The organism is Enterovirga sp. CN4-39 (genome assembly GCF_049446235.1).
Taxonomy (GTDB): domain Bacteria; phylum Pseudomonadota; class Alphaproteobacteria; order Rhizobiales; family Beijerinckiaceae; genus Enterovirga.
Genome location: NZ_JBMSEF010000041.1, coordinates 1 through 12,328 on the forward strand (window position 1 = coordinate 1; position 12,328 = coordinate 12,328).

The window sequence follows — 12,328 nt, forward strand, 5'->3', positions numbered from 1 at the left end:
GGCCCTGCGAGCATGTCGCTGGCGCCTGCCTTCCTGGCTCTCGGGCGCCGGTGTCGCATTCCTCCCCTGGCGCCGGCCCGCGGCCGGTGCGACAAGCCACGCAATGCCGCCTGAGCGGCCGCGACGGAACGGGAGGACGGAATGGCGATCGCGCTCGAGAACTATGCCCAGGACCGGTGGGTCCCGCATTCCGGCCGGGCCGTCGAGATCCCGAGCGCGCTCGACGGCCATGTGGTCGCGACCTGTTCCAGCGACGGCCTGGATTTCGGCGCCATGGTCCGGCACGCCCGCGAGGTCGGCGGCGCCGGCCTAAGGGCCATGACGTTCCACGAGCGCGCCGATCGGCTGCGTGCGCTTGCGGGCTTCCTCAACGAGCGGAAGGAGGTTCTCTACCGCCTGTCGGCCGACACGGGCGCGACGATGCGCGACAACGCCTTCGACGTGGATGGCGGGATCGGGACCCTCTTCGCCTATGCGTCGCGAGGGCGGCGGGAGCTGCCCTCCGAGCGCTTCGTGGTCGAGGGCGGCGTGGAGACCTTGTCGAAGTGCGGCGGCTTCGTCGCGACGCATATCCTGACGCCCCTCAACGGGGTCGCGATCCACATCAACGCCTTCAACTTCCCCTGCTGGGGGCCGCTGGAGAAATTCGCCCCCGCCTTCCTGGCCGGCATGCCGGTGATCACCAAGCCCGCCACGGCGACCGCCTACGTGACGGAGGCCCTGGTCCGGCTGATGATCGAATCCGGCCTGCTGCCGAAGGGGACGCTGCAGCTGATCTGCGGCGGGGTGGGCGACCTCCTCGACCACCTGACCGGCCAGGACGTGGTGTCGTTCACCGGCTCGCTGGAGACATCGGAGAAGCTCCGCAACCACCCGGCGCTCGGCCGCAACGCCGTCCGCTACATCGCCGAGCGCGACTCGCTCAACGCCGCCATCCTGGGCCCGGACGCAGCGCCCGGCACGCCGGAATTCGACCTCTTCGTCAAGGAGGTCGTGCGCGAGATGACCGTGAAGGCGGGCCAGAAATGCACCGCCATTCGCCGTGCCTTCGTGCCGCGCGCCGTCGCCGGCGATGTCGTCGAGGCGGTGAAGGCGGCGCTCGCGGGCATCAAGGTCGGCCGACCGGACGACACGGACACCCGCATGGGAGCGCTCGTCAGCCGCACCCAGCGGGACGCGGTGCGGGCCGCCATTCGCGAGCTCTCCCGGGAGGCCGAGATCGTCTCCGGCGATCCGGATGCGGAGCCGCCCGGCCTCGAGGGCGGCGCCTTCATGCAACCCGTGCTGCTGCGCTGCGACCATCCCGCCGAGGCGAAGGGGGTCCACACGGTGGAAGCCTTCGGGCCTGTCGCCACCGTGATGCTCTATGACGGCACGGAGAAGGTGATCGAGCTCGTCGCGCGCGGCGAAGGCAGCCTCGTCGCCTCCCTCTTCACCTACGATCCCGAGGTGGCGGCAAAAGTCGCGCTCGGGATCGCGGCCTTCCATGGCCGGATCCTCATCCTGGATCGGGATTGCGGGCGGGAATCGACCGGGCACGGCTCGCCGCTGCCCGGCCTCGTCCATGGCGGACCGGGACGGGCCGGCGGCGGCGAGGAGCTCGGCGGCCTGCGCGGGGTGTTCCACTACATGCAGCGAACGGCCATCCAGGGTTCGCCGAAGCAGCTCGCCGCGCTCACGCATTCCTGGATCAAGGGCGCGCCCGCACCCGCGACGGAACAGCACCCGTTCCGGCTCGACTACGACCAGCTCCGGATCGGCGACACGATCAAGACCGCGAGCCGGACGATCTCGCTGGAGGACATCGAGCACTTCGCCCATTTCACGGGCGACACCTTCTACGCCCATATGGACGAGGAGGCCGCGGCCGCGAACCCGTTCTTCCCGGGCCGCGTGGCGCACGGCTACCTGATCCTGTCCTTTGCGGCCGGTCTCTTCGTCGATCCGCCGCCCGGGCCGGTGCTGGCGAATTACGGCCTCGACAACCTGCGCTTCCTGAAGCCGGTCTCGCCGGGCGACGCCATCAGGGTGCGGCTCACGGTGAAGGCGAAGAACGCCGCGCGCCAGCCCGAATACGGCGAGGTGCGCTGGGATGCGGAGGTCTTCAACCAGACCGGCGACACGGTCGCCCGCTACGAGCTCTTGACCATGAACGCGCGCCCCGCCTGACCCCCCGCTCATCCCGGCAAAAGCCGGGATCCAGGCCTGTTTCGCCGAGAGAGCGTCCGGGCTCTACTCCACGAACTCGACCACTGTGCCCTTGCCGACCATGCTGGCGAGGTCCTTCACGTCCCAGTTCGTGAGGCGGATGCAGCCATGCGAGGCGGTCTTGCCGACCCGCTCGGGCTCCGGGGTGCCGTGGATGCCGTAGCTCTCGGCCGTGAGGTCGAGCCACACGGCTCCGACGGGGTTGTTGGGCCCGGCCGCGATCTCCACCTTCCCCTTCGCCTTCTGGCCCTTGAACCCGTAATCCGGGTTGTAGGTGTAGGTCGGATTGCGGGCGATCGCCTTGATCTCGAACCGGCCCGAGGGCGCAGGCTTTTCCTCCGACCCGACCGAGGCCGGATAGGTGGCGAGGAGCCTGCCGTCCTTGTCGAAGGCGCGCAGCGCCTTGCGGGTCTTGTCGACCTCGATCCGAGTGACGGGCGCGTTGCCGCCCTCCGTCTCGGCGACGTTGCGGTTGGTGATCTGGGCCGGCTTCGGGTCGGGCCGGGCGGCCGGAACGATGATCTCCTCCCCGGCCTCGAATTGCGCCTTGGGGTTCAGCGCCTTGAGCAGGGTCGGCGAGACGTGGAACTGCTCACCGAGCGCCTCCTCGGGCGACGTGTAGGCGAGCGTCTTCAGCTCGGCCATGTCCTCGTAATCCTTGGGGATCTTGTCGAGGAAAGGCCCTTTCACGTCGTCCTTGCCGATCCTTCGCGTGACGAGAACCGGCTCTGCCCAGGTCGCGACGAGCAGGTCCCAGACCTCACGCGTCAAGTCTCCCGCGGGCTTCAGTCCGTTCGCGGTGGCGAAGGCGTCCAGCGCCTTGGAAAAGTTCTCGCCACGCCTGCCATCGATAGACCCGGGCGAGAACCGCAGCCGGTCGAGAAGGATCTGCGCCCGCAGCACCGCCGGGTCGACGCCCTCCTGCGCGCTCGCGCCCTCCTTGAAGGCCGCCTCGTTCACCTGCCCGGCCGTGAGAGCAACCGCGCCCGCCGGCCCGGCCGGCAACAGCAGCGGCAGAGCCGCAGCCAGGACCGCCGGCCATCGCACGAACCCACCGAACCTGTGCTGAACCCGACCCGACATGCTTTCCCTTGCCCGCATTCGGCGAACAAACCCCGAGCGGGGCCGGAAAGTTCGCGCGTCACATCATCCGGCGTCCTCCCCTCCGCTTGCCTCCCCCCGGCCCGGCTCCTACAACCGCCGTCGGGCCAGACTGCGTAGCTCAATCGGATAGAGCGTCGCGCTTCGAACGCGAAGGTTGGGGGTTCGAGTCCCTCCGCGGTCGCCAGACTCTTGTCTCGCAGGGCCCGCCGGCGTCCAGTAGGCCTTGCTTTCCCCTCTATGGTCGGCTGACGTGCTGTCCCCCCCCCTGCTCCACGACCGTCTCCCCTAAGTACCCGGTTTTCCGGGTATCAGATCGGGTATAGCGCGAACGGAACCGGGTATCGGAGGCGTAGGTGCTGACGGACGGGTGAGGCCTCCAGCTGTTCGTAACGCCTGCGGGCAGCAAACTCTGGAGGTTCTGCTACAGCTGGGCCGGCAAGGAAAAGCTGCTCTCGCTCGGCGCCTATCCCGAGGTGACCTTGGCCGAGGCACGCGCAGCGCGCGACGACGCGAAGGCGTCCCTGCGCACTCCCGAGCCAGCGTCTCGAATGTCTCGGCGGCGTCTGCCGTCGCCTGCGCCATCGTTGATCTCGAAGAGGCACGAACCGTGCTCGCGCGGGTCGAGGCAACTCCAGCGCACCCGGTGACGAAACTCGCAATGCGCTTCCTCGCGATCACGGCCGTTCGGCCTGGCACGCTCGCCGGCACGCCCTGAACGGAGTTCGTCGAGCTCGACCCCGAACAGCCCATGTGGCAGATCCCGGCGGCACGCATGAAGCTACGCCTGCAGCACAAGGGCGACGAAGGACGAGACCACCTCGTTCCTCTCCCTTGGCAGGCGATCGAGACGCTCGAGACCATCAAGGGGCTGACCGGCCGCGGGCCGTATGTGTTCCCGAACGGTCGGAGCGCGCACCGTCCAATGTCAGAGAACGCGCTCGGGTATCAGCCGCTCGCCGCGCCAGGAGCGCCCACGCAGCGGCGCAATATTGGTCTTGGCCCATGTCTCGTCGATGAAGACGAGGTTCGCCGGGTCCAGGCTCGCCTGCTCGCGACGCCAGCTCTCGCGGGCGGCTGCAACGTCCGGTCTATCCTGCTCGGCGGCCCGTACGCTTTTTTTTGAAGCTGAGCTTCTCCCGGTCGGCGAAGCGCCACATCGTGCCGTAGCCGACCCGGACGCCCGTGGCCGCCGCCAGTTCCCGACGCAGCGCCTCCAGGGTGAGGGACGGCTCTTCGGCGATCCGGGCCAGAAGCCATGACCGGTGGGGATCCAGAGCCGACCCGCGGCTCACCCCCATCGGCTTCGGCGACACGCGTCCCGTCGCCCGGAAAAGCTGGCCCCAGCGAACAACGCTCGCCTCGCCAACCCCGAATCGGGCCGCGACCGCCCGGCAAGAACCACCCTCGATGTACGCCGCAACAGCACGCCTACGGAGATCGTCCGAGATCGGCCTGCCCATCGTGTCGGTCTCCAGCCCGGCACCTTGAATCATGCAAACGGCAGCCCGGGAATACCAACCCGATTCAACTCACACGGATGTTGCTCTAGCGCATCTTACTAAGGCGGGGTCGCTGCGGGTGCCTCCGCGCTCACGGCCGGACCGCGAATGTGACGGCGCCGGGCCGGGAGCGACTAGCTGGCCGATGATCGGCGGCTTCTGCTGCCTCGGAGTAAGTCACGACGGAAACCGTCCGCCCGCTCTCGTCAGCGACGATCTCGATTGAGCGTGCGATTGCGGCAGAAAGCTTTCCCCTCCCTTCATGTGCTCGACCAAGGCCTGCTTTGCGAGACGAAGGGCTTCGCCGCGAGCCGCTTCCAGGTCGTTGAACTCTACCCTTACCAGTGCCGTCGTCAGGTCGACACCATTGCGGGTGTGAAAATAGAACCGGGGCATGCTCGGTAACGCGGCCTCGAGCCGAACGTTGCGAGCCCATAAACAACGTCCCGGCGATGATGGTGCTCCGCCTAAGACCGCGACCGGTACGTCAGGCAAGGCACTCGACCTCCGAGCGCCGGCCTAGTCTGGGGTAGGATCGGAGCTTGAGGGCGATGAGGCTGGCTCCTATTTCGGGCCGGTTCAAGCTGGGGCGCCGACATGTCCAAAGCTCACCCTGACGAGACTGTGGTTGCTGCCGGAATTGCAATTGTCCGGCAGGAGTTGGAGCGGCTGCCGTCCGTGTCGCGGACCTGGTGCGAATGGAGCTAGGTAGCTGGACGCTCGTTGCAGAGGTCAGGTTCGACACTGACCCGAACTCTCCGGGGCTCAACGCGGTCGCGCTGGACGAAATAGAGCGGACCGTACGCGAGATACTCACGAGCAAGACGACCATGTCGATCAGCGGTCTCAGAGTTGTCCCGAAGCCCGCTTTTGCCTGACCGGGACCTTGAACGTCCGGTGGAACGCGCTGCCCACGGTGGGGTTAGTTGCCCCGTGACAATCGAAGCTGATCAGGAGCGAGACGGTCCCGCCGTGCCCTTCCGGGTGGCCCCGGGGGTGGATGCAATGCATCACCTTCACCTCTGGCTGAAAGGCTTTGAGGCGAGTGGCGCAATTGGAAAGTGGTTCGCCGTTGGCTTCCGAGCGGACCAACGTGAGACGCTAGCGCTAGTCGAATTCGAGAAAGATGAGGACGGAGCTCTGGCCTCCGCAGCTTGGCAGAAGCGCAAGGCGCCTGCCTAGCGCCGGGCAGCGCTCCGTCCTCGCTGCGTGGCAGGCGTGGCAGCTCCTCCCCCAACGCCCGTTGTGTTGTCTAGGCGGCCTTTTGTCGACCGCCACGCTTCGGCTTCACCGGCTCGGGCTCACGCTTACGGCCAAGGCCAAGAGCTTTGGCGAGCTCAGACCGGTGCTTTGCATAGTTCGGCGCAACCATCGGGTAACCAGATGGCAGCCCCCACTTCTCACGATATTGCTGAGGCGCAAGGTCGCAACCAGAGAGGCTCGCTTCAGCGACTTGTACTGACGCCCATCCTCAAGGCTAATCAGGTAGTCGAGCGAGATAGATTTCCGGATCGACACGGGAGGAGCCAGCCTCTCCGGCGCGACTTCTATCGGCCTAGTGAGGCTCGCTAGCACTCCATAAGTGTCTGCAATGACCGTAGGGAGATCGGCGGCACAAACGGTGTTGTTCCCGACGTAAGCGCTGACGATCACTGCGGCGATTTCTGCAAGTTCAGCGGAGGACACGCTGACGAGACTGTCAGGCACGATCTTTACTGTACTTGGGTTGCCCCTCGGCCGGCTACGCAAGTAGGGCGTGAAGGTCGAGTGACAGAATAGATTTCGACAAGGAGGGTTAAGTTGACGCATTTCGGTAAATCGCTCGCTGGAACGGCAGCACAACTTGTCAGGCCGCGGCCGCTCGCGGGTCATCCTTCTTCACCCCTCGCGCGACGATCTGGAGCGAGCCGTCCGGGAGCGGACGTTGTAGCGCTCGGGCTTCTGACGAGAGCGCCCGGAGCCATACATCCTATTCCTCGACCGTGGTCAGGATAAGCGGCATGGCCTTGGGGTGGATGGCGCCGACCTCCGCGTTCGGATCCGTCGTGAGGAAGCAATAGAGGTCGTTCGTCGACTCCCTCCGTTGACCTTCCGGACGCTCGTCCAGTTCTCGACCTTCAGGCCCGCAAACGCCACCATTGGTCGATCCTCGCTCAGAGCGAACCAGATGTCACCGCCGGCCTCCCGGTTGAACTCGCTGAAGCTGGTGAACGGGACGAGGCAGCGGTTCTCGGGCTCAAGCCAGCGCTTCCAGTGCTCGCCGTCCGTCCGGCGCACGTTGGTCGCGCCGATATCCGGCTCCATCCGGAACAGCTGCTGGAAGTCGACCGGCTTGCCCTTGGCCTCGAGCTTCTGAGCCCGCTTCGTTGCGGCGTCGAGAAGCGCCTTCTGTTACGAGGGCAAGACCCAGCGCACCATGGCCGAGACCCGCTGGCCCTCGTTCAGATGGATCACGGGAGCCGGATAGTCCGGGAATACGCCTGGCAGCCACGGCAAGTTGCCGGTCAGGTCGCGGCCGACTTGAACAGGCTGCGGATTGCTTCCTGGTTCGTCGCGGCACTGTAGAGGTTGCACATGCGGCGGATGGTACCGCGATCCCATACAACTGCACAGCCCAATCAATCTTGAACTCGGCAACTCTCCCTCGTCTCTGGCATACTGCCATCCTCATATATGATGATGGCGATTCGCTGCAGGATTGAAGTAAACGGTAATCGCGGACCAAGGCGAACCGTCGTAAGCTGGTGTTCGGCGCTGTTGGGGCAACCAGATGCCGGTTCGGCTCGCTGGCCCCTGCGCGCTCGGCGGCGAAAGATTGTTTCGCGATGGCTCCGCATGGGCGACCCCTTTTTCGGGGTTGCACGCGGAGAACCTGACACGTGGCGATCATCCCACCGGGCGCACTGACCGAAGTCACCTTTCTGACGGGGGTCAACGAGGACGGGACGCTGTCCAGCGTCAGCTACTGGAACCAGCAAGACGGAGATACCGCGCGCAAATGGGGCGACCCGACGGCCGGTACTGGCGCTACGATCTCCTACGGATACGACCCTAGCTCAAACTGGGCTGCGACTGAGCGCGAGACCTTCCGAACTGCGCTCGACATGTGGGCTGCAGTCGCCGACATCACGTTCGTCTCGGCGGCTGCCGGTCAAGCGCCGGACATCCTGCTGCGTCGCGGATCAGACGGAAAGGCTTTTGCAGCTCAATCCGCCTCTGACGGCAGCGGCTCCACTCTCGGTAGCTATCAAGGCCAGGTGGTTATATCGATCGACACGAGCGCGCAGAGCTTCGATCTGAGCGGCAGTTTTGAGAGCGCAGCAGGGTACGGGCTCAACACCATCCTGCACGAGGTTGGTCACGCTCTCGGACTGGGTCACGGCGGCGACTACAACGAAAACGTTGATGCCTCGACGCAACAGCAGAGCCTCTACGACACGCGGCTGTACACGCTGATGTCGTATATCTGGCCTGATGACGACCCGAAAGCCAAGTACTGGAGCAGCTACAAGGTCACAGGCACGAACTGGGGCGTTGATTCAGACGAAAATGTCGGCCGCAATGCGCATACCTGGATGCCGCTCGACATCCTGGCCATCCAGCGACTCTACGGCAAAGCCAACGATACTCCTCTCTCTGGCGAGACGTTCGGCTTCAACACGACCGTGGACAACCGGCTCAAGCCCTTCTTCGATTTCACGATCAATACCACCCCGGTCGTGACTCTTTATGCTAACGGCGGCGGCAATACGCTGGACCTCTCGGGATTCAATGCCGTCGGCTCAACCGTCGACATGCGGGAAGGCGGCTATTCTAGCGCCGGTGGGATCACCAACAACATCGGGATCGCTTACGGAACGATTATCAGCAGAGTTATCACCGGGGACCTCAATGACGACATCACCGGCAACGAGTACAACAATACATTTATTGTCGGGAAGGGCGAGAACACGATCAAGGGTTTCGACGGAGATGATACCCTGATCGGCGGCGAGGGCCAAGACGACTTCGACGGCGGCGACGGCAACGACAACATCGACTATCGCGCGTCACCGCAAGCAATCCAGATCGACCTAGGTGCCGGCACCGGGACAGGCGGCGCCGCACAGGGCGACACGTACGCGAACGTCGAGCGGGTCCTCGCCACATCGCAAGGCGACAGGCTAACCGGCCGCGACGATACGGGCGAGTCCCTGTTCGGCTACGGCGGTTTTGACGAACTCGACGGAGGGGGCGGCGACGACTGGCTGGTCGGCGGGGCAGGCGCCGACACGCTGCGAGGCGGCGGGGGCAACGACCGGTTGTTCGGAGCCGGGGCCGTCCATAACCTGATTCGCAACGGCTCCTTCGACATTTATGCGGGCCAGCTCGTTCTCGACGAGAACGGCTACAGCAGCGACGTCCCATTCGTCGAAGGCTGGGGCGATTTCAATCTGGAGTATGACGAGTTCGTCGTTCTCGCCAACCTGAAGGACGGCCGCTACGCCTTCGACCTCGAGACGAGCGGCAATCGTCAGCTCTTCCAGAGAGTGTTGGACGTCGTCGATGGCGTCACCTACCGGCTCGCCTTCGACTACCGCAAGGCGACGGACACGGCTTCGACACTGCTGAAGGTGCAGTGGGGCAATCTAGTGCTCGATGAAGGATTCGGGGCGAGCACGGAGTGGCAGAAGTTCGAGATGGAGATCACCGGAGGTCAGGGCGGGCCTGGGCAGAAGAACGTCCTGTACTTCCACGAACTCGGCGACCCCGATCTCTACGGCACCCTCATCGACAACGTCAGGATGTGGCGAGCCGACGGTAGTTACTTGGCCGGGGATGACCCGTTCGATGACGGTGGCGACATCATCTATGCCGGCACGGGTGGTGACATCGTCTACGGAGATGGCGGCGACGACGTCGTCGTGTTTGAGGACGCGCTCGATACGCGCATCGACTACGCGTATGGAGGGACCGGGGTGGACACGCTCCGGATGAACTGGTCGGGCGCGACTTCTCGGATCTTCTACACCCCATACACGCAGCCCTCCGGCAACGGCAGCGGAGACATCGCTGGCGCCCCACAATCGTATGAAACAGGCAACCATGATCTGTATTTCGCTGAGTTCGAGCGGTTTGAGCTGACCGGCGGAGCCGGGAACGACGTGCTCGTCGGCGGATACCTCGACGACATCCTGAATGGCGGAGCGGGCAATGACCGCGCCATTCTCAAGCTCGCCACGTTTGAAACGATCGATCGCAGGGCAGCCGCCTCCGAAACGGGCTTCACCCTCTTCAACGGCACCCGGCTGATCTCGATCGAGTCGATGACCATCCAGACGGCGGACGGGAACACTTACGACCTGAGCAGTTACGCGTGGGAGAGTGGCACCGACGGGGCTTGGACCTCCGCGGTCCGTTGGGACACCGTCTTCTCGTATCCACATGGCATTGACGCTATCGTGGATATCGATGCGCCTGGAGTAAGCGGCAAGTACACCGTCACTGTCGACAACCTGTACGAGAGTGTCACCAACGGCGGTTCAACGACGATTGAATCCTACGACGTCGGCACGCTTACGATCGGTGCCGATGCGAACCTCCTCGTGCGATCAGACGTGTTCAGGATCGGAACCGAGCTGGACAGCGTTGGAAATGTGGAGCTTGAGACAACGCTCCTCCTTGGGAGGGGCGCGGAGAGCAATTCGGTAGCTTTCAAGGGAGGCGGCACCGTTAGCCTCGCTTCTCGGGACTCGGACTGGGCCCGGATCGCCGGAGACGACTCGAAGGCGACCGTTCTCGATGTCCAGGATGCAACGATCCGAGTGGCGGCCGGGATGGAGACCTTTTCGGACGGCGTGACCTACATCGACTCGACAGCAGGTGCGATCGATCACGTCAAGCTTGTTCTACACGATAACGCCGTGCTGAGGGCAGAAGATCTCACCTGGCTGATCGTCAGCGACCATCAGGGCATCGAGAATCACGGCTTGATCGAAGCAGTTGGGCGGTCCCAGGTCGACATTTACGGCGGCGTCATCGATCAGCGGGCGGGTTCGAGCGGAGCCGCTGGGGAAATCCGCAGTGAAGCGCTTTCACTGCTCAAGCTGGACGGCGTGGCCGTCAAGGGTGGTACTTTGAACGGCGCCGGCTTCGGCGTCTCTGCCATCGATTTATGGAACAGCGTACTTGACGGCGTGGACGAAACTGTCGTCAACGCGGGCCAGATCAGCGTTGGCGCAACGCTTCGCACCATCGGCACGCTCACCAACACGGGGGGAATCTCCGTCTACGGAGGTGACCTGATCAGCAAGGGCGTCATTCAGAACACGGGCTCGATCACCATAACGGACGGCCGCTTTCTGGTCGATGGCGCGACAGCCTCGTCTACGCTCAGCCTGAACGGGACCGGATCAGTCAGCCTCAGGGACGGCCAGATCGGGCTTACGCCATCCTCACTGGCAACGACTCTCACCAACAACAGCACCATCTATGCCGACGAGGGGATCAACACGATCTCGGGGGCGAACCTCACCTTCGTGAACGGCGTCAATCGGGTAATCTCGGTCTTGGAAGGCTTCGACGGCCCCACATCCCTCACGATCGACACCGGGGCGGATTTCAGGAACGATGGCCGACTCGAGTCCTCGACGTCGCTCGTGGTTCAGGACGCGGTCACGGGCAATGGCTCGCTCTTCCTGTATGGCAACGGCAAGGCGCGCTTCACCTCGAGCTTCTTCCAGGCAACCCAGTTCACCGACGATCCATACGGCACACAGCAGCGGCTCGATGTCGGGCAGAGCTATTCCGGCCCGATCAGCGGCTTCGGCATCGGGGACAAGGTCGACCTTGACTTCGTGAGCTACTCGGGAAGCCTCACGGCAATTTGGCAGACATCAAGCCCGTTCCACGGCGTGCTGTCGATCAAGAACGGCGGGAGCACCGTAGCTACTCTCAATCTAAATGGCTCCTACGCTTCCAACCGGTTCTCCCTCTCGGCGGATGCAGACGGCAGCACGGTCGTAACCGGAATTGCAGCCCCTCCCCCTGTGGCCGGTTCGGTGTCGATCAACGACGTGTCTGTCACTGAGGGTAATGCAGGCGCGAAGCTGGCGACCTTCACGGTGGCGCGGACGGGCGGTACGGCTGCTTTTTCGGTCAATTACGCGACGGCAGATGCTGGCGCGACCGCAGGGCACGACTATGTCACGGCATCCGGCACGCTATCCTTCGCGGCCGGCGACAGTTCCAAGACGTTCACGGTCACTATAGTGGGTGACACGGTCGTCGAGGGCAACGAGGCTTTCCTCGTCAACTTGTCCGGGGCGACGAACGGGGCGGTGCTGTCCGACGCGCAGGGTACGGGACTGATCCTGAACGACGACGCGCCCCAGAACACGCCGACACCGGGGAATGACGTCCTCACGCTCGGGCCATCGGGCCCGGCGACGCTCGACGCCCTAGCCGGGGACGACCACGTCACGATCACGGGCGGCGTTCATACCGTGTTCGGCAGCGCCGGAAATGACACGATCACT

General features: G+C 64.5%; 9 protein-coding genes, 1 tRNA gene and 2 pseudogenes. 6 read left to right on the forward strand and 6 right to left on the reverse strand.

Features of this window, described 5'->3' with window-relative positions; translation table 11 throughout:
• Positions 1 to 141 precede the first annotated feature (141 nt).
• Complete coding sequence (paaZ, locus tag ACO2SS_RS28300; protein WP_423281215.1) at positions 142 to 2,169, forward strand: phenylacetic acid degradation bifunctional protein PaaZ; 2,028 nt, start codon at positions 142 to 144, stop codon at positions 2,167 to 2,169.
• A gap of 63 nt (positions 2,170 to 2,232) precedes the next feature.
• On the opposite strand, the gene ACO2SS_RS28305 is transcribed toward paaZ, so the two are convergent.
• A complete protein-coding gene (locus tag ACO2SS_RS28305) occupies positions 2,233 to 3,291 on the reverse strand; it encodes a L,D-transpeptidase family protein (RefSeq protein ID WP_423281216.1) in 1,059 nt (352 codons plus the stop codon).
• Positions 3,292 to 3,419: 128 nt separating this feature from the next.
• Here ACO2SS_RS28305 and ACO2SS_RS28310 point away from each other — a divergent pair.
• From ACO2SS_RS28310 to ACO2SS_RS28320, 3 genes are all read left to right on the forward strand, one after another.
• Positions 3,420 to 3,496 (forward strand) — tRNA-Arg (locus ACO2SS_RS28310).
• 196 nt (positions 3,497 to 3,692) lie between these two features.
• Entirely contained in the window at positions 3,693 to 3,959 is a 267-nt protein-coding gene (locus ACO2SS_RS28315; protein WP_423281222.1) for an Arm DNA-binding domain-containing protein, read from the forward strand.
• Positions 3,960 to 4,060: 101 nt separating this feature from the next.
• Positions 4,061 to 4,435: a hypothetical protein gene (locus tag ACO2SS_RS28320; RefSeq protein WP_423281217.1), complete on the forward strand. Its 375-nt coding sequence runs from the start codon at positions 4,061 to 4,063 to the stop codon at positions 4,433 to 4,435.
• Here the strand turns inward: ACO2SS_RS28320 and ACO2SS_RS28325 are convergent.
• Both ACO2SS_RS28325 and ACO2SS_RS28330 read right to left on the reverse strand, forming a co-directional pair.
• Positions 4,401 to 4,805 carry a helix-turn-helix domain-containing protein gene (locus ACO2SS_RS28325; RefSeq protein ID WP_423281218.1) on the reverse strand — a complete coding sequence of 135 codons (405 nt, stop codon included), beginning with the start codon at positions 4,803 to 4,805 and terminating at the stop codon, positions 4,401 to 4,403. The genes ACO2SS_RS28320 and ACO2SS_RS28325 overlap by 35 nt on opposite strands.
• Positions 4,806 to 4,988: 183 nt before the next feature.
• On the reverse strand, positions 4,989 to 5,207 hold the full coding sequence (locus ACO2SS_RS28330) for a DUF6894 family protein (protein WP_423281219.1): 219 nt from the start codon (positions 5,205 to 5,207) through the stop codon (positions 4,989 to 4,991).
• Between the two features lie 302 nt (positions 5,208 to 5,509).
• On the opposite strand from ACO2SS_RS28330, the gene ACO2SS_RS28335 reads away from it, so the two are divergent.
• The gene (locus tag ACO2SS_RS28335) at positions 5,510 to 5,689 is read left to right on the forward strand and encodes a hypothetical protein (RefSeq protein ID WP_423281220.1); all 180 of its coding nucleotides are present in this window, start codon (positions 5,510 to 5,512) and stop codon (positions 5,687 to 5,689) included.
• Between the two features lie 374 nt (positions 5,690 to 6,063).
• On the opposite strand, the gene ACO2SS_RS28340 is transcribed toward ACO2SS_RS28335, so the two are convergent.
• From ACO2SS_RS28340 to ACO2SS_RS28350, 3 genes and pseudogenes are all read right to left on the reverse strand, one after another.
• Positions 6,064 to 6,201 (reverse strand): MucR family transcriptional regulator, encoded by a 138-nt coding sequence (locus ACO2SS_RS28340; RefSeq protein ID WP_423281223.1) that lies wholly within the window; start codon positions 6,199 to 6,201, stop codon positions 6,064 to 6,066.
• Between the two features lie 110 nt (positions 6,202 to 6,311).
• A pseudogene (locus tag ACO2SS_RS28345) lies at positions 6,312 to 6,683 on the reverse strand (MucR family transcriptional regulator); the annotation flags it as partial.
• Positions 6,658 to 7,387: pseudogene (locus ACO2SS_RS28350) on the reverse strand (SOS response-associated peptidase). The pseudogenes ACO2SS_RS28345 and ACO2SS_RS28350, both read right to left, overlap by 26 nt.
• A 303-nt stretch (positions 7,388 to 7,690) precedes the next feature.
• Here ACO2SS_RS28350 and ACO2SS_RS28355 point away from each other — a divergent pair.
• Positions 7,691 to 12,328: Calx-beta domain-containing protein (locus tag ACO2SS_RS28355; protein ID WP_423281221.1), on the forward strand; the 4,638-nt coding region annotated here is incomplete at its 3' end.

Coding starts and splice junctions, on each gene's coding strand:
- paaZ (WP_423281215.1), top strand. CDS start 142: ATGGCGATCGCGCTCGAGAACTATGCCCAGGACCGGTGGGTCCCGCAT.
- ACO2SS_RS28305 (WP_423281216.1), bottom strand. CDS start 3,291: ATGTCGGGTCGGGTTCAGCACAGGTTCGGTGGGTTCGTGCGATGGCCG.
- ACO2SS_RS28320 (WP_423281217.1), top strand. CDS start 4,061: ATGTGGCAGATCCCGGCGGCACGCATGAAGCTACGCCTGCAGCACAAG.
- ACO2SS_RS28325 (WP_423281218.1), bottom strand. CDS start 4,805: ATGATTCAAGGTGCCGGGCTGGAGACCGACACGATGGGCAGGCCGATC.
- ACO2SS_RS28330 (WP_423281219.1), bottom strand. CDS start 5,207: ATGCCCCGGTTCTATTTTCACACCCGCAATGGTGTCGACCTGACGACG.
- ACO2SS_RS28335 (WP_423281220.1), top strand. CDS start 5,510: ATGGAGCTAGGTAGCTGGACGCTCGTTGCAGAGGTCAGGTTCGACACT.